General features: G+C 59.9%; 18 protein-coding genes. 13 read left to right on the top strand and 5 right to left on the bottom strand.

Annotation, left to right across the window (positions count from 1 at the left end; genetic code table 11):
* Positions 1 to 99: 99 nt before the first annotated feature.
* The 3 genes from HEP89_RS00125 to HEP89_RS00115 are packed head-to-tail and all read left to right on the top strand — an operon-like array spanning position 100 to position 2,183.
* Positions 100 to 690: a carboxymuconolactone decarboxylase family protein gene (locus tag HEP89_RS00125; protein WP_023000075.1), complete on the top strand. Its 591-nt coding sequence runs from the start codon at positions 100 to 102 to the stop codon at positions 688 to 690.
* Positions 687 to 1,646, top strand: coding sequence for an MBL fold metallo-hydrolase (locus tag HEP89_RS00120; protein WP_023000076.1), 960 nt, complete (start codon positions 687 to 689; stop codon positions 1,644 to 1,646). Before HEP89_RS00125 ends, HEP89_RS00120 begins: the two co-directional genes overlap by 4 nt.
* Positions 1,647 to 1,649: 3 nt before the next feature.
* On the top strand, positions 1,650 to 2,183 hold the full coding sequence (locus tag HEP89_RS00115; protein ID WP_077290441.1) for a DinB family protein: 534 nt from the start codon (positions 1,650 to 1,652) through the stop codon (positions 2,181 to 2,183).
* Here the strand turns inward: HEP89_RS00115 and HEP89_RS00110 are convergent.
* On the bottom strand, positions 2,180 to 2,410 hold the full coding sequence (locus tag HEP89_RS00110) for a hypothetical protein (protein ID WP_023000078.1): 231 nt from the start codon (positions 2,408 to 2,410) through the stop codon (positions 2,180 to 2,182). The genes HEP89_RS00115 and HEP89_RS00110 overlap by 4 nt on opposite strands.
* Positions 2,411 to 2,535: 125 nt before the next feature.
* Between HEP89_RS00110 and HEP89_RS00105 the strand changes: the two genes are divergently transcribed.
* The 9 genes from HEP89_RS00105 (at position 2,536) to HEP89_RS00065 (ending at position 15,658) form a co-directional block, all read left to right on the top strand.
* Complete coding sequence (locus HEP89_RS00105; RefSeq protein WP_168691046.1) at positions 2,536 to 4,152, top strand: FAD-dependent oxidoreductase; 1,617 nt, start codon at positions 2,536 to 2,538, stop codon at positions 4,150 to 4,152.
* On the top strand, positions 4,152 to 4,340 hold the full coding sequence (locus HEP89_RS00100; RefSeq protein ID WP_023000080.1) for a DUF2783 domain-containing protein: 189 nt from the start codon (positions 4,152 to 4,154) through the stop codon (positions 4,338 to 4,340). Before HEP89_RS00105 ends, HEP89_RS00100 begins: the two co-directional genes overlap by 1 nt.
* A 298-nt stretch (positions 4,341 to 4,638) precedes the next feature.
* On the top strand, positions 4,639 to 7,083 hold the full coding sequence (locus HEP89_RS00095) for a HAMP domain-containing methyl-accepting chemotaxis protein (RefSeq protein ID WP_168691045.1): 2,445 nt from the start codon (positions 4,639 to 4,641) through the stop codon (positions 7,081 to 7,083).
* Between the two features lie 269 nt (positions 7,084 to 7,352).
* Positions 7,353 to 8,261 carry a metal ABC transporter substrate-binding protein gene (locus HEP89_RS00090; RefSeq protein WP_228148054.1) on the top strand — a complete coding sequence of 303 codons (909 nt, stop codon included), beginning with the start codon at positions 7,353 to 7,355 and terminating at the stop codon, positions 8,259 to 8,261.
* Positions 8,262 to 8,349: 88 nt separating this feature from the next.
* Positions 8,350 to 9,249 carry a manganese/iron ABC transporter ATP-binding protein gene (locus HEP89_RS00085; protein ID WP_062489545.1) on the top strand — a complete coding sequence of 300 codons (900 nt, stop codon included), beginning with the start codon at positions 8,350 to 8,352 and terminating at the stop codon, positions 9,247 to 9,249.
* The gene (locus HEP89_RS00080; protein WP_023001559.1) at positions 9,249 to 10,160 is read left to right on the top strand and encodes a metal ABC transporter permease; all 912 of its coding nucleotides are present in this window, start codon (positions 9,249 to 9,251) and stop codon (positions 10,158 to 10,160) included. The genes HEP89_RS00085 and HEP89_RS00080 overlap by 1 nt, the downstream gene beginning before the upstream one ends.
* Complete coding sequence (locus tag HEP89_RS00075) at positions 10,160 to 11,011, top strand: metal ABC transporter permease (RefSeq protein ID WP_077290438.1); 852 nt, start codon at positions 10,160 to 10,162, stop codon at positions 11,009 to 11,011. The genes HEP89_RS00080 and HEP89_RS00075 overlap by 1 nt, the downstream gene beginning before the upstream one ends.
* Before the next feature lie 305 nt (positions 11,012 to 11,316).
* Complete coding sequence (locus tag HEP89_RS00070; protein ID WP_075284163.1) at positions 11,317 to 12,495, top strand: efflux RND transporter periplasmic adaptor subunit; 1,179 nt, start codon at positions 11,317 to 11,319, stop codon at positions 12,493 to 12,495.
* 31 nt (positions 12,496 to 12,526) lie between these two features.
* Complete coding sequence (locus HEP89_RS00065; protein WP_077290437.1) at positions 12,527 to 15,658, top strand: efflux RND transporter permease subunit; 3,132 nt, start codon at positions 12,527 to 12,529, stop codon at positions 15,656 to 15,658.
* Between the two features lie 247 nt (positions 15,659 to 15,905).
* On the opposite strand, the gene HEP89_RS00060 is transcribed toward HEP89_RS00065, so the two are convergent.
* The 4 genes from HEP89_RS00060 to HEP89_RS00045 all read right to left on the bottom strand — a co-directional run bounded on the left by HEP89_RS00060 (position 15,906) and on the right by HEP89_RS00045 (position 19,452).
* Positions 15,906 to 17,168 carry a TRAP transporter large permease subunit gene (locus HEP89_RS00060; RefSeq protein ID WP_168691099.1) on the bottom strand — a complete coding sequence of 421 codons (1,263 nt, stop codon included), beginning with the start codon at positions 17,166 to 17,168 and terminating at the stop codon, positions 15,906 to 15,908.
* Positions 17,169 to 17,221: 53 nt separating this feature from the next.
* Positions 17,222 to 17,770 carry a TRAP transporter small permease gene (locus HEP89_RS00055; protein ID WP_031269566.1) on the bottom strand — a complete coding sequence of 183 codons (549 nt, stop codon included), beginning with the start codon at positions 17,768 to 17,770 and terminating at the stop codon, positions 17,222 to 17,224.
* Between the two features lie 72 nt (positions 17,771 to 17,842).
* On the bottom strand, positions 17,843 to 18,865 hold the full coding sequence (locus tag HEP89_RS00050; protein WP_055658597.1) for a TRAP transporter substrate-binding protein: 1,023 nt from the start codon (positions 18,863 to 18,865) through the stop codon (positions 17,843 to 17,845).
* Positions 18,866 to 18,894: 29 nt separating this feature from the next.
* Complete coding sequence (locus HEP89_RS00045) at positions 18,895 to 19,452, bottom strand: gluconokinase (protein WP_023001566.1); 558 nt, start codon at positions 19,450 to 19,452, stop codon at positions 18,895 to 18,897.
* A gap of 132 nt (positions 19,453 to 19,584) precedes the next feature.
* Here HEP89_RS00045 and HEP89_RS00040 point away from each other — a divergent pair, with 132 nt between their 5' ends.
* A complete protein-coding gene (locus tag HEP89_RS00040; RefSeq protein WP_353621962.1) occupies positions 19,585 to 20,595 on the top strand; it encodes a LacI family DNA-binding transcriptional regulator in 1,011 nt (336 codons plus the stop codon).
* Positions 20,596 to 20,604: the final 9 nt, after the last annotated feature.

Raw genomic sequence — 20,604 nt, 5'->3', positions numbered from 1 at the left:
GGGAGGGGCTCGGGGGTGCGATTTTCCATCCAGAAGAAAGACAAGAGCGCAGCGTTGGGTTGAGCCCTTCCGCCGCCATAATATTTCAGGGAGAGGGCAATGCCTCACGTCGACCCGCTTGACCGGGCGGATCTGCCTCAGTTCGAGGAAAAATTCGCGCGTTACGATGAAATCCGCGGCTTTCTGCCGAACTCGATCCTCACCATGGCGCGCCGGCCGAATATCGCCAAGGCGTTCATGGAACTGAACCAGGCCATCCTTTATGAAGGCACGGTGCCGGAAGACCTGAAGATGATGGTCGCACTCATGACGTCCATGGCGACCGGCTGCCGCTATTGCCAGGGCCACATGGCCAATCTGAGCCACGTCTACGATGTACCGGACGAAAAGATTGCCGCCGTATGGGAATGCGAGACTTCGCCGCTCTTTACGGAGGCCGAAAAAGCGGCACTGGTGCTGGCCCGCGAGGCTGCCGGTGTTCCGAACGACGTGACCGAAGCTCATTTTGCGGCGCTCAAGCCGCATTTCAACGACGCCGAGATTGTAGAGATCGTCGCTTCGATCGCGCTCTTTGGCTACCTCAACCGGTGGAATGACACCATGGCAACCACAATGGAAGCCCATCCGGCTGCCGTCGCCAAAAAGGCGATGCCCGCATGGGACGAAGGCAAACACGGAGCCTCTGAATGAGCAAGCAATTCGCATCCGCCGGGGACATGACCGAGAAGAAGATCTCCTTCACCGAGATCGGCAAGGATCTCTGGGCCTTTACCGCTGAAGGTGACCCGAACACCGGCGTCATCATCGGCGACGACAGCGTCATGATCGTCGAGGCGCAGGCGACCCCCGAACTCGCCAACAAGGTCATTGAGAAGGTGCGGTCCGTCACCGACAAGCCGATCAGCCACCTTGTGTTGACGCATTACCATGCCGTTCGCGTGCTGGGCGCTGCCGCCTATCGGGCACCGACCGTGATCATGAGCCAGAAGGCCCGTTCGATGGTCGTGGAACGGGGCGCGGAAGACAGGGAATCCGAATTCATGCGCTTCCCGCGTCTGTTCATGGGCTATGAAAACGTCAACGACATTCCGCCTCTGACCTGGCCGACCACCACCTTCAACGACCGCATGACTGTCTATCTCGGCAAGCGCCGGGTCGACCTCAGCTTCCTTGGTCGCGCCCACACGGCCGGAGATATCGTTATCCACGTGCCGGACGCGAACGTCATGTTCACCGGCGACATCGTCGAATACCACTCGGCCTGCTATTGCGGCGACGGCCATTTCAACGACTGGCCGACAACGTTGGAAGCGATCCGTTCCTTCGATGTGGAGGCAATCGCGCCTGGCCGCGGCGATGCGCTGGTCGGCAAGGAGATGGTGGGCAAGGCGCTGACCAACACCGCCGATTTCGTCTCCTCGACCTATCGGCCGGTGGCCCGGGTCGCCCAGGGTGGCGGATCGCTGAAAGAAGCCTGGGACGCCTGCCGTGCCGAATGCGATCCGAAGTTCAAGGATTACGCCATCTACGAACACTGCCTGCCGTTCAACGTTGCCCGGGCCTATGACGAGGCTCTCGGCATCGACACGCCGCGCATCTGGACGGCGGAACGCGACGCCAAGATGTGGGCGGATCTGCAGGGCTGACCCATGAACACTGTCCTGGACCACCTCCGCCTGATGGCCCGCAACAACGCCTACGCGAACGAACGTCTTTACGACGCCTGTTGCCGGTTGTCGCAGGCGGAGTTCGATGCGGAAAGATCCGGGTTCTTCCCCTCGATCCGGGAAACACTCAACCACAATTGGGAAGTGGACCGTTACTATCTGGATGCCTTGAAGGAAGAGGGGCAGGGGCTGTCGGTATTCGACACGCAGCATCTTGCCTCTGCAGCAGAACTGAAACCGGCCCAGAAGAGTGCCGACCAGGCTCTGATCGCATTCTGCGACCGGATGGTGGAAGGAGACCTGGACCGGAATGTCGCTCAGGACCGGGGCAAGAGCGGTGTCTTTCACGAGACGATCGCCAACACGTTGCTGCATCTCTTTCAGCACCAGATCCATCACCGGGGGCAGGTGCATGCCATGCTGGCAGGCACCAGTGTTGCGCCGCCTCAACTTGACGAGTTCTTTTTGGAGTTCGATCGCCACCCGTCGGCGCAACGTTTCTGGGAAACTGGCTAGCGCTTCGGTGCAAGGATCAGCAGGGCGAGCCAGGTGAGGCCACCTGCAAGAACTATGATCTCGCTCACCACGATGGCGATGCCGACCATGCTCCAATTGTCGGCAAGGACGGTGGCGGGAGCGGCGATGAGAAGCGCAAGGGCGACCGCGGACATCAGTCCGGCAATCAACCGGAATGTCCAGCGTCGGCCGGATGTCAACATGTTCTGACGTGTCAGGACTGGCATGTCACACCTCCTTCTTGGGGGATTGTCTAACGAAAACGCGCAAGCCCCCCTGCGGGTTCCGCGAAACAGGCAAAGGCGAACCGGTTCACGATGCCGGTACGCCTCGGCAATTGGGAGAAACGCCTGTGACCAAGTTGTTTGAAGCGCCGCTTTATCCGTACAAGCGGTCCCAGGATCAGGATGCAGCGACACCCGTTCGCCATCCGGTGGTGATCATTGGAGCCGGACCGGTGGGCCTCGCCACGGCTATCGATCTGGCTCAGGCGGATGTGCCGGTCGTCGTTCTCGATGACAACGACAAGGTTAGCGTGGGCTCACGGGCGATCTGCTTTTCCAAGCGCTCGCTGGAAATCTTCGACCGGCTGGGCTGCGGCGACGAGATGGTCGACAAGGGCGTCGTCTGGAACGTCGGCAAGGTGTTTTTCGGTGACCGGCAGGTCTACGATTTCAACCTGCTTCCGGAGCAGGGGCACAAGCGCCCGGCCTTCATCAACCTGCAACAATATTATTGCGAACTTCATCTGGTCGAACGCATTCGCGCTCTGCAGGTGGAAGGCAAGCCGGTGGAAATCCGCGGTGGCAGCCGGGTTGCGAACCTCAACCAGCGGGACGACCACACGCTGGTGACCGTTGAAACGGTCGATGGTGCCTACAATCTGGAAGCGGAGTGGCTGATTGCCTGCGACGGGGCTGGTTCGCCGTCCCGCCGGATGCTCGATCTCGATTTCGTCGGCCGGGTGTTTGAAGACAACTTCCTGATTGCCGACGTCATCATGAAGGCGGATTTCCCGACCGAACGCTGGTTCTGGTTCGATCCGCCCTTCAACAAGGACCAGTCGGCGCTTCTGCACAAGCAGCCGGACGGGGTCTGGCGCATCGATCTTCAGCTGGGCTGGGACATCGACAAGGAAGAAGAAAAGAAACCGGAAAACGTCATTCCCCGGCTCAAGCAGATGCTGGGCCAGGATGTCGAATTCGATCTGGAGTGGGTGTCGATCTACACATTCCAGTGCCGCCGCATGGAAAAGTTCCGCCATGGCCGGGTAATCTTTGCCGGAGACAGTGCTCACCAGGTGTCGCCTTTCGGTGCGCGTGGTGCCAATTCCGGGTTCCAGGATGCCGACAATCTCGGCTGGAAGCTGAAGCTGGTCATTGATGGCAAGGCTCCGGAGAGCCTTCTGGACAGCTATGCTTTTGAGCGCGAAATGGCCGCGGACGAGAATATCCTGCAAAGCTCGCGTTCAACCGACTTCATTACTCCCAAATCGGAAATCAGCCGTATTTTCCGTGATGCGGTGCTGGACCTTTCCGAACATCACGCCTTTGCCCGGCCTCTGGTCAATTCCGGAAGGCTGTCCGTTCCTTGCGTCTATGACGGTTCGAAGCTCAATGGACCGGATGTGGAAGGCCTGCCCGCGCGCACAAGACCGGGAAGCCCGGCTGTGGATGCGCCTCTGGCAGACGGCTGGCTGCTGGACTGGCTTGGCAGCGGCTTCCATCTGCTTGGCATCGGCACCGAAGTACCCGAGAAGCTTCTGATCGACGGTATCGAAATGACCGGTGTCAGCATTGCGACTTCCGCAGCCGGTGAAGAGCTCAAGGCCCGCTATCTCGGTGACGAGCCTTCGGCCGTCTATCTGATCCGGCCAGACCAGCATGTGGCGTCGCGCTGGACAGGCTATGACCGCACCGCGGTCGAAAACGCATTTGCAATTGCACTCGGGAAAGGCGGAGAGGCCTAATGGCGGAGATTGTCACCAAAGCGAACCTTGAAACGCCCGACGGGTTTTATGCTGACCTGCTGACCGCCCATGAAGGCCTCACAAAGGCCGAAAGCGATGCGTTCAATGCCCGGCTGATCCTGTTGATGGCAAACCAGATCGGTGAGCGGCAGGTGCTCGAAAAGCTGCTTGAGGCCGCCAAACAATAGGTCGAACATGGCGTCGCGCATGTGCTGCTGCCGTACGCATTGAGGCTTTTGACGAGGGTGTGAGAGATTCGCCCAATCACACCCTCGGTAGAATTTCAGTTTCACCTGATAGCGATGCAGGTAATCGGAATTATTTTGGGCAAAAATAATTTTCAGAAAAATGTCCAGTATCGCCTTGTCGATAAAGACTAAAAAACGCCCGATTTAATTCGCGACGGCTAACAAAAGTCGAACCCGAAATTTTTCACCAATTGTTTATCTGCCCACACCTTCAATCGCGGAAAGTGCGGGGGAAACAATGTCCAGGTTACTTACACCTTTAAAGAATGTGCGCCTTTCTGCGAAAGTAGGCGGTGGCTTTGCAGCCATGATTCTGGTCGCCGCCGCGGTCGGTGCCGTGGGTGCGGTCGCTATTCTCGGCCTCAGAACACAGTCGGATGTCAGTGCGAAGGCAACAACCGCAATGGCAAACCTTCAGCAGGTCGCACAAGCGCAGGAAGCCTATCTCTCGGATCGCACACCGGAGCTGGCTGACGCAGCCCGGTTTCAGATTGACCAATTGGAAACTGCGCTGGTCACGCTCGACGGCGTCTCGGGGCCAGGAGAGGGCGAAACGGCCACCGCAGAGGCCATCTCGCTGGTAGGTCAGCTTGGTGGTGAGTTTGATGGTGTCGTGCAGGCTGTCGAGAACAGGCAGGCTCAGGTCGACAAGTTGCTGCGGTCCGCTGTCAATCTGGCAACCATCGCTGCCCAGATCAACGACAAGATGAGCAAGATCCAGCGTGATGCGGGCGGCGCCGCCAAGACCGCATCAGGCACACGCAACCGGGCTGACAAGGTCGGGCGCATGTTGTCGGATATGGAAGACCTCGTCGCCGGTCTGGAAGCCAGGATCGCCGAGGTGAGTGAAGGTGCTGATCTTCCGCCTGAAACGGTGGCGGCCATTGTGGAGGGCACGCAGACCCTGGCAAAGACGGCAGCGAAGGCTGGAAAGCTGAAGGTGGACGGCGTCGACCCGGCAAAGGTCAAGGAATTGGCGGACATGGCGGCAGCGCTCGGTGAAAAACTGCCGAAGCCGGAAGCGGACGGCGCTCGGCCGGCACCGGTGTCGGCTACCGTTGCTGCGGATCTCGTAGCGGGACTGGAGAAACTCCACACTCAGGCCTCTGCCTTGCGCAAGACAGTTTATGCGGCAACCGATGACGCCAAGTCGATTGCCGGCAAGGCAACGTCGAAACTCGGTATCGTCGATCTCGTCAATGTGAACGTGAACAAGTACCAGAACGCGTCCCTGGATATTCGCTCTGCGACAATGGAGTATTTTGCTGGCTTCGATACAATTGGTGCGGAAGAGGTTCTCAACCGTATCGAAACGCTGCGCTACCTCGCCAATCTGCTGAAGGCGGACAGTGCCGCTTTCCCGGAAATAGCGGATGCCATTGCGTCGATCGAGGCAGAGGTTGGCACTTATGAGGCCGAATTCGCCGCCATGGTCGCTGCGAAGGATGCGTTCGATGTCAGACGGACAGAGCTTGTTGCACTGTCCGGCAAGGTTCGCAGCGTCATCACGGCTCTCACGGAGGCTCAGTCCGCGGGAGCTTATGCGCGGGCCGATACCGCGCTTGGGCTGATCGCGGTCGCACTCGTCGTTGCCGTTGCAGCCGGTGGACTGCTGGCCTTTGTTCTTTCTCTCGTGATCACGCGCCCGACACGGGCTTTGACCGAAGCCATGGGCCGCCTCGCGGAGGGGGATATCGACGCCACCATTCCCTCGACTGATCAGCGGGACGAAATCGGAGACATGAGCCGCACCGTTCAGGTGTTTCAGGAAAACGCCCGCGAACGGATTCGCCTGGAAATCGAAGCGAATGCCCATCGCGAGGCCCAGAATGCGCGTCAGCAGGACATCGAAGATCTGATCCAGAACTTCCGAGGTGAAATCCAGGGACTTCTTGGTGCGCTGGACGAAACGGCCGCCGGCATGTCCAACACAGCTTCGGCACTAGGCGGCATCGCGGAAAGCAGTGCGGAACAGGCAGGCGATACTTCCAGGGTCAGTGAAGACGCCAGCATGAGCGTTGAAAACGTTGCCGGTGCGGCCGAGGAACTGTCGGCATCCATCGCCGAAATCGGGGAACAGGTACGCCGGTCTTCCGACATCGTCACGTCGGCGACGAGCGCGGTACACGAGACCAATGGCAAGGTGCAAGGACTGGCGGAAGCAGCCTCGAAGATTGGCGAAGTGGTCAGCCTGATCCAGGCGATTGCCGAACAGACCAATCTTCTGGCGTTGAACGCCACTATCGAAGCGGCTCGTGCAGGCGAGGCAGGCAAGGGCTTTGCCGTTGTGGCCGCCGAGGTCAAGGAACTGGCGACACAGACTTCGAAGGCAACCGAAGAAATCTCGTCCCAGATCCAGACCATTCAGAACTCCACCAGTGAAGCCGTCGCGGCCATCGGGGCAATTTCCGACACGATGGAAGAGGTCAACGGTTACACTCAGGGAATCTCGGCAGCCGTTACCCAGCAGGGCGCGGCCACCAACGAGATTTCCGGCAATGTGCAGCGGGCAGCCCAGAGTACGCAGGCTGTTCAGACCAATATGTCCAGCCTCGCCCGGGCGGTTGGCGATACCAAGGAAGCATCGGGGGATGTTCTGGCTGCTTCAGGAGACCTGAGCAACCGCAGCAACGCTCTGAAGCAGGGAATTGAAACCTTCCTGGCCCGCGTTGCAGCAGCTTGACGGCAAACGGGAAAGGCAACACTTCGGCACCCCACCGGACTCCGATCCGGTGGGGTGCTTTTTATTCGATTGATACATCGGCATGACACGCTTCAACCTTAATGCAGGAACAAGGTTGGGCTTGCCCGGTGACGCCGCGTTCTTCCTGAGGTGGTTCGCCCGGCGAAGGCACATGAAGACAAGAATGATATTGCAACTCATTCGCAACAAGCTTGACAGTTGCGAATGAGTTGCAATATCACTTGCAGAAATAATGTTCGAACCGGGATATGGTGATGTTGAAAAAACTGCTTCTGACGGTCTCTCTTGCGGCACTTGCAGCCGGACCGGTAAACGGCGCTTCCGCACAGGACAAAATGAAAGTGGTGACCACATTCACCGTTCTTGCCGACATTGCGCAGAATGTTGCCGGGGAGACCGCCGACGTGGTGTCGATCACCAAGCCGGGTGCCGAAATCCACGGTTATGAGCCGACACCGCAGGACATCGTGCGGGCATCCGACGCGGACCTGATCCTGTGGAACGGCATGAACCTTGAGCGGTGGTTCGAGCAGTTTCTGTCCAACCTAGGCGATATCCCCTCCGTAACCCTTACAGACGGGATCGAACCGATCTCGATCGCGTCGGGTTCCTATGAAGGAAAGCCGAACCCGCATGCGTGGATGGGCCTGGACAACGCGCTGATCTATATCGACAACATCTCCAAGGCATTTGCCCAATACGACCCGGAGAATGCGGAGGTCTATGCCGGCAATGCGGATGCCTACAAGGCAAAGCTGCGCGAAACCATAGAGCCGCTGCGCCAGGCCGTTGCCGATATCCCGGAAGACAAGCGCTGGCTGGTGACCTGTGAAGGTGCGTTCAGCTATCTCGCTCGTGATTTCGGCATGAAGGAGCTGTACCTCTGGCCGATCAACGCCGATCAGGTCGGCACGCCGCAGCAGGTCCGTTCGGTGATTGACGGGGTGCGAGAGCACGACATCCCGGTCGTCTTCTGCGAGAGCACGGTCAACACTTCGCCTGCCAAGCAGGTGGCCCGGGAGACCGGCGCGAGATATGGCGGCGACCTTTATGTCGATTCCCTGAGCGAGGCGGACGGCAAGGTGCCCACCTACCTGGATTTGCTGAAGGTCACCTCGAGCACGGTGGTCGAGGGGCTGAAATCCAATTCACAGTGATGGCCCGTAATAAAGACTGCCGGGCAGCATGACCCGATGCTGCCCTTGATTGTGTCACAGTAACTTCGGATTGTACTGGAAAGCCTGCATGCTGAATGTCATCAAGGACCCGGTTATGGATATGCCCAACGTCAGGGACGATGGCGGAATTGCCGCCGAAGACGTTACGGTTACCTACCGGAACGGACATACGGCACTCTGGAACGCCAGCTTCTCGATCCCGCGCGGCACCGTCACGGCTCTGGTCGGCGTCAATGGCGCGGGCAAGTCGACGCTGTTCAAGGCCATCATGGGGTTCGTGCCCACAGCCAAGGGGCGCATCCGGATCCTGGATATGACCGTCCGGGAAGCCCTCAAGAAGAACCTCGTCGCCTACGTTCCCCAATCGGAGGAAGTCGACTGGTCATTCCCCGTTCTGGTGGAGGACGTGGTGATGATGGGCCGTTATGGCCACATGGGGTTTTTGCGCCGACCAAAACCAGCGGACCATGCCGCGGTCGACCAGGCACTGACCCGCGTGAACATGCAGGATTTCCGGCATCGGCAGATTGGCGAGCTTTCCGGCGGTCAGCGCAAGCGCGTCTTTCTCGCCCGCGCTCTTGCCCAGGACGGCCAGGTGATCCTGCTGGACGAACCGTTCACCGGTGTCGACGTGAAAACCGAGGAACAGATCGTGGCTTTGCTGCGGGAGTTACAGGCCGAGGGCAGGGTGATGCTTGTCTCCACCCATAACCTCGGTTCCGTTCCCGAATTCTGCGACAGGACGGTGCTGGTCAAGGGAACGGTGCTCGACTACGGGCCAACCGCGACAACCTTCACCCGTCAGAACCTGGAGAAGGCCTTTGGCGGGGTGCTGCGCCATTTCACCATTTCCGATCAGACCCTGCACACCGATGGCGATCAGCGTACGGTGACGATCCTGACCGACGACGAGCGCCCGTTCGTTCAATACGGCGACGAAGTGCAGACAAGAGAGGCGCGCGACTGATGGAGCCTTTCAGTTTCGCCTATCTTCTCGAACCCTTTCAATACGGCTACATGACCAACGCCATGTGGGTTTCCGCACTTGTCGGCGGGGTTTGCGCGTTTCTGTCGTCCTACCTGATGTTGAAAGGCTGGTCGCTGATCGGCGATGCCCTGTCTCATTCGGTCGTGCCGGGGGTGGCCGGTGCCTATATCCTGGGCCTGCCGTTTTCCCTTGGGGCCTTTCTGGCAGGCGGACTTGCAGCCGGGGCCATGCTGTTCCTGTCCGAACGTTCGGGCCTGAAGGTCGACGTCATCATCGGCCTCATCTTCACGTCCTTCTTCGGCCTTGGTCTCTTCATCGTTTCCATCAGCCCCATGTCGGTCTCGGTCCAGACGATCACCATGGGCAACATTCTGGCCATCACGCCGGAAGATACCCTGCAACTGGCCATCATCGGCTTTGTGTCGCTGGCGATCCTGACGCTCAAGTGGAAGGATCTGATGGTCACTTTCTTTGACGAAAGCCATGCCCGCACAATCGGTCTGAGGCCCGGTCTCCTCAAGGCAATCTTCTTCGTGCTTCTGTCCGCTTCCGTGGTTGCGGCCATGCAGACGGTCGGGGCCTTTCTCGTTATTGCAATGGTGGTCACGCCCGGTGCGACAGCCTACCTCTTGTGCGACCGCTTCCCGCGCCTGATCCTGACCTCCATCGCGATCGGCACGCTGACCAGCTTTGCCGGGGCCTATATCAGCTACTTTCTGGACGGAGCCACAGGCGGTATCATCGTCACCTTGCAGACCCTGATCTTCCTGTTCACATTCGTTCTGGCGCCAAAGCACGGCCTTCTGGCCGCCAGGCGCAAGTCGGCGGAAGCCCTGCGCCGGGGATACGCTGCGGACGTTGCGAAATCAGAAGCGGGAGATCAGGCTTGATGGACCTCGAGACACTGCTTCTGCCGTTCGAGTTCCCCTTCATGCAGAACGCGTTTCTGATTTGCGTGATCGTGTCCATCCCGACGGCTCTCTTGTCGAGCTTCCTGGTGATCAAGGGTTGGGCCCTGATGGGGGATGCTGTCAGCCACGCAGTTCTACCTGGCATCGTACTGGCTTACATCTTTGGCATACCATTGATCGTCGGCGCTTTTGCCGCCGGCATGGTCTGTGCCGTGCTGACGGGTTATCTGTCAGGCAACAGCCGGGTGAAGCAGGATACCGTGATGGGGGTCGTGTTTTCTGGCATGTTCGGTGTCGGCATCGTGCTTTACGTCTCGATCCGGACAAACGCTCATCTGGACCATATACTGTTCGGCAACATGCTGGGTGTGGAGCAGCACGAGCTTGTAACCGCAGGCGTTATTGCCCTTGTTGTCGGCGGTGGGCTGGTGCTGAAGTGGAAAGACCTTCTGTTGCACAGTTTCGATCCGGCCCAGGCTCAGGCCTCTGGTTTGCCGGTTAAGCTGTTGCACTACGGCCTTCTGGCGGCACTGTCGCTGACGATCGTGGCAACGCTTTCTGCTGCGGGCCTTATCCTGGCGGTTGCCTTGCTCATTGCACCGGGGGCAATCGCATTCCTGTTGGTCCGCACCTTCAAGTCGATGCTTTACGTGTCGGTGCTGGTCTGCATGGTGTCAATGGTCGCAGGCACCTATGCCAGCTTCTTCCTCGACAGCGCACCGGCCCCCACCATCGTCCTCATTTTGACAGCCGTTTTCATCGCTGCGTTTGCCCGCCGCCAGATCCTGACCCGGCAAGCATCCCTGCGCCGCGTTGACGAAGCCGCATAGGGACAGATCCTGCCATCCTGAAAGAGAACCGGTACCGGACGCTCGGCACTGGTTTCGGGCAATCACTACGCTATCTGGATAGAAATCCCGGCCAGAAGACGTTCTCACGGCGGTTCCGGCAGTCAGTTTCTATATCATAGGTAGAATTTGCAAAGATGGAACAACTCATTGGCGTGAAAGTGTGTCGTTTCGCTTACAAATTGGTACACCTTATCGATTGTTGGCATACGGGAATTGCCGTAGATAACTGGTTTCAGGAAACAACCGTTTTCGGCAGTGCCGGCAAGTTCTGATCGGAGTTCCAATTGTCAATTTGGAAACAGCTCGTTCTCACCCTCCTGGTTGTCATCGTGGCGGCGGGGCTCTGGGTTCGTTATTATCCGGGGGCCGGCGCGCACCTGTCCGCCTGGGGGATCGACTGGCTGGATTTTGTCGTCGCCGATGCAGCGCCAAGCGGAGGCGATCAACCACGGCGTGGCCGGGGTGGGCCGCAAGGTGCCGTCGTTGCAACGCCGGTCGTCGAAATCACGATCAATGACCGTCTGTCGGCGATCGGTACCAGCACGGCACTGCAGTCTGTTGCCGTGACGCCTTATACAAGCGGCCGCATGACCGAGGTGCTGGTCAAGTCCGGTGCCACCGTGAAGGCAGGAGATGCCATTGCCAAACTGGATCTGGACGCCGAGCAGATCGCCGTCGAGAGAGCCGCAAATGCTCTGAAGGATGCCGAGGCCCGGCTTCAGCGCATGCAGGTGCTGCGGAAAACCAATACGGCTACGGCTGTTCAGGTGACAGACGCGGAACTCTCGGTAGACAATGCGCGGCTGCAACTTCGCGAAGCCGAACTGGCGCTCTCCCGCCGCTCCATCGAAACTCCGATTGCCGGCGTGGTCGGCATTCTTCCCATTACCGCAGGCAATTACGTTTCCTCGCAGACCGTCATCGCTACCATTGACGACCGCAGCGAAATTCTTGTCGATTTCTGGGTTCCGGAGCGGTTCGCCTCCGCTATCGCAGTGGGATCTCCGATCACCGCCACGTCGGTCGCCCGCCCGGGTGAAACCTTCGAGGGTGTCATCAGTGCCGTCGACAACCGCATCGATATCGACAGCCGCACACTTCAGGTTCGTGCCCGTTTTCCGAACAAGGCCGACAAGTTGAGAGCCGGCATGTCGTTCCAGGTCTCGATGAAGTTTCCCGGCGACAAATATCCGGCGGTTGATCCGCTGGCCGTGCAATGGGGTTCCGACGGTGCCTTCGTCTGGGCCGTGCGTGAAGGCAAGGGCGTTCGTGTCCCGGTCAGCATTATCCAGCGCAACACCGACAGCGTGCTGGTCGACGCGGAGTTGACGGTTAACGACGAAGTCGTGACCGAAGGCATTCATCTGGTTCGCAACGGGGCCGACGTGACGGTTGCTGACCGCAAGCAGGCTCCGGCATCGGACACTCCGGCGACAACTGCTTCCAGCCAAAGCGGTTCCTGAGAATTGACCTGAAGGTCTTGGAGAGATTGCCATGCAGATGGACCGTTTGAAGGAACTTGGCATCACTGGCCTGTTCGTGCGGCGTCCGGTTCTTGCCTTCGTGATCAACATGCTGATCGTGGTAGCGGGGATCGCGGCAATTTTCGGCATCGAAGTGCGCGAACTGCCCGACGTCGACCGCCCGGTCATCACCGTCAGCACCGATTATCCGGCCGCAGCTGCCGAAACCATCGACCGTGAAGTGACCGGTGTCATCGAAGGCGCCGTGGCACGTGTCTCCGGCGTGAAGTCTATCTCTTCATCGTCCTCCTTCGGTCGAAGCCGTGTGACCGTGGAATTTTCCGATGATGTCGATCTGGACGTTGCCGCTTCCGACATGCGCGATGCGCTCGGGCGCATCACCAACGATCTGCCCGAGGACGCCGAGCCTTCCCGTATCATCAAGGCTGATGCCAACGCCCAGCCGGTACTGCGCCTGGGTCTGACTTCCGACCGCATGTCGGTCGAGGACATGACGGTGCTGGTGGAAGACGAGATTTCCGACGTCCTTGCCGCTGTTCCGGGTGTCGCGGACGTCCAGGTCTACGGTGACCGCGACAAGATTTTCCGGATCGACATCGACCAGGCCAAGATGGCCAGCCTCAATCTGACCATCGCGGATGTGGCAAATGCCCTGTCCTCCATGGCCTTCGATACGCCGGCAGGCTCGCTGACCAGTCAGAACCAGGATCTGATCGTCCGCGCCACGGCTTCCATTGATACGCCTGAAGAATTCGAAAGCGTCATCATCAATCGCCGCGCAAGGCTCCGCGATTTCGTGACGGTGACACTTGGCCCGGATCTGGGCCAGACACAGCTGCGCGCCAACGGCAAGTCGGGCATCGGACTTGGCGTCATTCGCTCGGCCCAGTCGAACACGCTCGAGATTTCGGAAGGCGTTCGCTCCGCGGTCGACCGTATCCAGGAGAACCTGCCTGAAGGCATGACCATCGAGGTCACCAGCGATGACGCCACCTTCATCAATGGCGCCATTCATGAAGTCGAGATTGCCCTTGCCATCTCGGTCAGCATCGTTCTGCTGATCATCTTCATTTTCCTGTGGGACTGGCGGGCAACCATCATTCCGGGCGTGTCCCTGCCGGTGGCGCTGATCGGCACACTTGCGGCGATCTATCTTGCCGGGTTCTCCATCAACATCCTGACGCTTCTGGCGCTGGTTCTGGCAACAGGCCTTGTGGTCGACGATGCCATCGTGGTGCTGGAAAACATCGTGCGCAGGCGAAACGAAGGCATCGGACCACGCGCTGCGGCGGTTCTGGGTGCCGAAGAGGTCTTCTTCGCGGTGCTGGCGACAACGGCGACACTGATTGCCGTGTTTGTACCGCTCTCCTTCCTGCCGGGGCAGACCGGCGGGCTGTTCCGCGAATTCGGCTTCGTACTCGCCATCGCGGTGTTCCTGTCCTCCATCGTGGCGCTGTCGCTGTGTCCCATGCTGGCCTCGCGCATTCTCAAGAGCAAACCGGCCGGCAAGGCCGATGATCACGGGGGCGGTGCCGGCGGTCTGGGTCGGATGTTGAGCGCTCTCTACCGGCGCTGCCTGCATGCATGCCTTGATGTGCCGATGGTGGTTGTGGCTATTTCGCTGCTGTTTGCAGCCACCGCGGGTGTCCTGTTTCCCACCATCAAGTCGGAACTGACGCCGACTGAAGACCGCTCGATTGCCTTCATGCGCATTTCCGCGCCTCAGGGCGTGAGCCTTGATTACCTGTCTCAGCAGATGCGCCAGATCGAAAACCTGCTGGAGCCTTACCGGGAAAGCGGCGAGATCAACAGCACCTTCTCGATTGCGGGAACAGGCGGTTCCAAGAACAGCGGCTTCATCGTCATGCGTCTGGCGCCGTGGGACCAGCGCGAGCGGTCGCAGCAGCAGATCCTGTCCGAAGTCAGTGCGCTTGTGCGCGATGTACCGGGTGTGCGGGCCTTCGCCTTCCAGCCTAACAGCCTCGGCATTCGCGGTGCCGGGTCCGGCCTTCAGTTTGCCGTCGCCGGCAGCAACGACTATGCGACGCTCGGCGCAACGGCGGACAAGATCATCTCGGCGATGGAGCAGGACCCAAGGTTCCGGCAGGTCCGCCTGTCCACCGAGGCTACCCAGCCGCAGCTTTCGGTTTCCATCGACCGCGAACGCGCCTCCGACCTCGGCATCGACATCAACGGACTGGGCACGGCCATGCAGGCCATGCTGGACGGTCGCAAGATCGGTCAGGTTTTCATCAACGATCAGGCCTATGACGTGAAATTCGTCTCCACGTCCAACCCGATCAACGATCCGACGGACATGGAGAACATCTTCATCAAGACAGGTGATGGCCGCTTCGTACCCGTGTCGACCATTGCCAGCCTGGTGGAAAAGGCCGTGCCGCCTTCTCTTGCCAGGGAACAACAGCTGCGCTCCGTTGCTGTAACGGCAGGTCTTGCGGACGACTTCGCCCTCGGCAATGCCTATGAGGAAGCGCTGAAGATCGCCGAACCGTTGCTGCCGCCCGGTGCCCGTATCGTGCCGCTGGCGGAAACGGCAACGCTGGGTGAACAGTCATCCTCCATGGCGCGCACGTTCGGCTTTGCGATCATCATCATCCTGCTGGTGCTGGCGGCCCAGTTCGAGAGCTTCATCAGTGCGCTCATCATCATGGCGACGGTTCCGCTTGGCCTGGCCTGCGCTGTCTTCGCCATGCTGCTGACCGGGACGACACTCAACGTCTATTCCCAGATCGGCCTCGTGCTGCTTGTGGGCATCATGGCGAAGAACGGCATCCTGATCGTGGAATTTGCCAACCAGCTGCGGGATCGCGGGCAGGGACTGCGCGAAGCGATCGAGAATGCCTCGAACATCCGCCTGAGACCGGTGATGATGACCATGATCTGTACCATTGTCGGCGGCGTGCCGCTGATCATGGCAAGCGGGGCCGGGGCAGAAGCGCGAATTGCCCTGGGGTTTGTCATTGTCGGAGGTCTGGGCCTTGCGACTGTCTCGACCCTGTTCCTGACGCCGGTTGCCTATCTCCTGCTCGGACGGTTCATCACACCGGCCGTTCAGGAAGAAGAGCGCCTCCACAAGGAACTGGACGCGGCAAGGACGATCGGTCAACAGCCGGGCGAGTGACAACACTGGAAAGCCGGCTTTGGGCTGGCCTTCTTCCAGCGGCAGTCATCCCGGGCGCAGCGCAGCGGATCTCCGGGATTGGAGAGCCGGTTCGTGCGAGCAGGCGGAGGTGACCGGGTATCTTCAAAACCGAAAGATCAGTGCCTCTTTGATCCCGGCTCACGCTGCGCTTGGCCGGATTGGCGAGCAGAGGCATCGCGAAAAAAGAAACCGCCCGTATGTCCACGGGCGGTTTTTTGTTTTTGCCTTACCGCCCGGTGATGGCCGGGAAGAACAGCAGGATACCTACGGCGAGTATCTGCAGGGCGATGAACGGCAGCAGCGAGCGGAAGATCGTTGCCAGCGTTATGCCCGGTGGGGCCACGCTCTTCAGGTAGAAGGCGGCGGGCCCGAACGGCGGTGACAGGAACGACACCTGCATGTTCATGCAGAACAGAACGCCAAACCAGACCGGATCGTAGCCGAGATCCTTGATGATCGGCACGAAGATCGGCATCGTCAGCAGCGCGATCCCGACCCAGTCCAGGAACATGCCGAGCACGAACAGGATCAGCATCATGAACAGCAGGATGATGGTCGGATTGTCGGAGATGCCGGATATGAGCGCCGAGACGAACTTGATGCCGCCCATCAGGTTGAACACTCCGACCAGAGCACTTGCACCGATGCCGATCCACACGATCATGCCGACGGTCTGAAGCGTCTGCAGGGCAGCGCCTTTCAGAAGCTCGAGTGTAAATTCCCCCCGAACCACCGTCGACAACAGCACCCCGGCAACGCCGACCGCCGATGCCTCGGTGACACTCGCGATGCCGCCGTAAATGGAGCCAAGCACGCCGGCAACGACGGTAAGCGGCAGGATCAGCCCCTTCAGGAGGCGGAGTTTTTCCGCCATCGGTACAGGTTCATCGTCCTGTACCGGCGCGATGGCCGGATTGAGGTAGGCCCGGATCAGGACATAGGCGACATAAAAACCGGCCAGCATCAGACCCGGCAGAAAGGCGGCGGTGAAGAGATCGCCGACCGAGACGTTGGCGGTAAGGCCGTAGATGATGAGTACGATGGACGGCGGTACCATTGTGCCGAGCGCACCGCCTGCGCACACGACGCCGATGGCCAGGTGCTTGTCGTAGCCGAGGCGCAGCATCTGGGGCAGCGCAACAAGGCCGAGCAGCACGACTTCGCCGCCGATGATGCCGCTCATGGCCGCCAGGATCACTGCCACGACGATGGTCTGGATAGCGACCCCTCCGCGCAGGCGTCCGCCCAGCAGCTTCATGGCGTCGAACAGATCTCTGGCGATGCCTGATCGGTCGAGGATTGCCGCCATCAGAACGAACATCGGCACGGAGACGAAGACGAAGGAACCGACGAAGGAGTAGACGCGGCTGGTGATCAGCGGCACGACCATGGGGCCGAACCAGCCGAGCGCGAAGATCAGCGCAACCAGCAGGGTGACGAAGGCAAGCGGGATGCCGGAGACCAGCAGGGCCAGCAGCATCGCGAACATGAGCAGCGTGCCGGTCTCGATGCCGAGCCCTTGAAGAGAGCCGAAGAACTCTGTCACTTGCGCCCCCTGGCATAGTTATAGGCAAGAATGAGGAACTGGACGGCCATCACCGTCATGACGACCAGAAGGAAAACCTTGATCAGGCCCGGGAAGACAGGGTCCCAGGCACTGCCGGAGCGTTCCAGACGGAAGCTGCCATCGGGCCGAAAGGCCGCCTTTTGAACCATCAGCCAGCTGGCGTAGGCAAAAAAGGTGCTGGCGACCATGCAGATGAGCGAGATGACGACGTCAAGGACACGCCGCAGAGGTGGCGGCAACGTGTCGTAGATCAGCACGACCCTGATGTGGCGGTCGCGCGCGGTGCAGTAGAGCCCGCCATAGAGAAAGGCGGCGCCGCACAGGAAGATGGTGGTCTCGTGCGCCCAGATTGTGGGGGCGTTGAAGACGTAGCGCAACAGCACTTCGTTGATGAGGATCAGCATCGAAGCAACGATGCCGATGGCAAACAGCAAGCCGCCCCTGTCGATCCAGCGCCCGAGCATGCCGGCCTCGGCAATAGCGCCGGGATCCTTTTCCCGCTCCGGGGTTTCGTTCGGTTCCACCAAGGTTTCCTCCAGCTTCTTTTACAAAACGGGCGCCCGAAGGCGCCCGCCAGGTATCCACAATGAGGCAGCTTACTGCATCAGGCCGTTTTCTTTCAGGTAGCTGGTCAGAACGTCATAGACCTTCTGGGCATTGTCCGAACGTTCGGCGACCTTGGCCCATTCACCGGTGGCGATGGAGCGGAACTTCGCGCGTTCTTCCGGCGACCAGTCCGTGACGGTCACCTTGCCGCTGGCCTTGGCTTCCTCGACGGCTTTCTGGTCGCTCTCGGCGAGAGCTGCCACCTGCGCGTTGGCGAAATCCCTGACGCTTTCTTCAAGGGCGGTCTTGAGATCGTCCGGCAGGGCATCCCACTTGGCCTTGTTCATGGAGATTTCCACCAGCGGCATGGAGTGGAAGCCCGGATAGACCGGGTTCGGGGCAACGTCGTGCATGCCCTGGGCCTGGTTGGTGGAGAAGACCGAGTAGTCGGCTGCGTCGATCACGCCTTTGTCGAGCGCGGTGAAGACTTCGGACCCGGGCAGGTTGACCGGAGCAGCGCCAGCCGCTGCAAACACCTGCTGCACCAGGCCTTCAGGCGCACGCATCTTCAGGCCCTTCAGGTCGTCAACACCGTTCAGCGGAACCTTGGAGACGAAGGCCTCCAGGCCCGGTGTCGTCGCGCCGATGAAATGCAGGCCGTAAGGCTCTACCAGCTCGTTCATCAGGTCCTTGCCGCCGCCATCATACATGAAGGCAAACATCTGGTCCGGCGACGCCCAGGCGCCAACCGGGTTGGCGATCAAACCGAAAGCCGGATCCTTGCCGGCAAAGTAGGACGTATCGGTGATATGGCCGTCAAGAATGCCGGATGCGATGGCATCCTGGGTCTCGCTGTGGGCCACAATGGACTCCACAGGCAGCAACTCGACCTCGATCTTGCCGCCGGTCTTTTCCTTTACGCTTGCGGCCCAGCCCTGCTGAAGCACGAAATTCGGGTTGCCTGCCGGGTCGGAAGACTGGAAGCGGAACGAATAGTCCGCAGCCATGGCGGTTGTGGCAAGCGCACCGGCCGCAACGGCGGCAAGAGCGGTTCTGGTCAAGAGTTTGAGCATGATTTCCTCCCTAGTCGAAACGTCATCGCTCAAGAGGCGATGGTGGTACGAGGCGGCCTTGCTGGCCGCAGTTCTTTCATGGCTTTGTCGACAAGTTCGTCGACAGGCCTTGAAATATCCAGGCTGAAGCCGGCTTCCCCGACTTGCAGCGGTTCGAGCGTCGCCAGCTGGCTGTCCAGCAGCGTTTCACCGACGAAGTGTCCCTGGCGCCCACCCAGGCGCTCGGCGATCAGGCCGCGTTCTCCTGCCAGGTGAACAAAGATGCACGAGGGCAGGGCAGCCCGTAAACGGTCCCGATAGGCGCGCTTCAGGCTGGAGCAGGCGATCACTGCACCGCCGGCACAGTAGATCTGCAGCTTGGCGGCAAGTGACACAGCGTCCAGCCAGGGCATGCGGTCGGCATCGGTCAGCGCTTTTCCTGCCGCCATCTTGCGCTTGTTTTCCGGGCTGTGAAAGTCGTCAGCTTCAACCATGCCGACGCCGAGCCTGTCCGCGAGGCGGTTCGCCAGCAGGCTTTTGCCGGCGCCGCAAACGCCCATCACGACGATGGCCGTTTCGCCAGAGGCTGATGGCAATTCACCCTGCATTTCCGTCCCCGAATGATCTCGTTGTTGGGCGCATTGAAAATGATAGCGCTAACATTTGTCAAACACTTTTTTCTGGGATATTATCGAAGAGTTGATTTGCAATGGTATAAATAATTGTAATGGTTGAATAATTTGAAAATCACGATCGCCGATGTTGCCCGGGAAGCTGGTGTTAGCGCTATGACTGTGTCGCGCGCGCTACGTGATCCTGACAAGGTCTCCGCCAAGACACTGACCAAAATCCGGGAGGTGGTCGACAGGCTCGGATACGTGCCGGATCCGGCGGCCAGCGCGCTTGCGGCGGGCAAGACCAACGTCATCGGCGTCATCGTGCCGTCAGTAACCAACAACGTCTTTTCGGATGTCATGCGAGGCATCTATGAAGCGGCTGAAGGGTCGAAATGGCAGATCCAGCTCGGCAATTCCCGCTATTCCCCACTTGAAGAAGAAAGCCTTGTGCGAACCTTCCTGAGCCAGCGTCCCGCTGGCCTGGTCCTGTCCGGTCTGGATCAGTCGGAAGACACGGCCCGGCTGCTGGAGCGGGCAGACTGCCGCATCGTCCAGATCATGGAGTGCGGGCCGGCGCCATATGACATGATGGTCGGCTTTTCCCACGTGGAGGCTTCTGCCGCGGCAACTCGCCATCTTCTTGCTGCCGGATACAGGCGTCCGGGCTATATCGCTGCCCGGCTCGACCCGCGCAGCCAGCGCCGCCTTGCCGGGTTTCGCGGGGAGGCGGAAAAGGCAGGTGTCTTCGATGCGGGCCGGATCGTGACGACACCACGTCCTTCAACCGTCACCCTTGGCTGTGAACTGGTCGCCGACCTTCTGTCGAAGGCGCCGGAAACAGATGCGATCCTGTGCAACAACGATGACCTTGCGCTTGGCGCCCTGTTCGAGTGCCAGCGGCGCGGCATCCGTGTTCCGGATCAGATGGGTATCTGCGGTTTCAACGATCTGGAAATGATGGCCGCCGCCAATCCGCCGATCACTAGCGTTCGTACGTTCCGCCTGGCCATGGGACGCGATGCCTTTCGCATGCTGACGGGTGCCCTTGCCGGAATTGAGCCGGAACAGCCGGTGGTCGATCTCGGCTACGAGGTCGTGGCACGTGGCAGCACGGCCCGAAACGGGCAAGGCTAGAAGATGTCT

Source organism: Labrenzia sp. 5N (assembly GCF_012395805.1).
Taxonomy (GTDB): Bacteria; Pseudomonadota; Alphaproteobacteria; order Rhizobiales; family Stappiaceae; genus Roseibium; species Roseibium algicola.
This window is presented reverse-complemented; position numbering and strand designations above follow the sequence as displayed.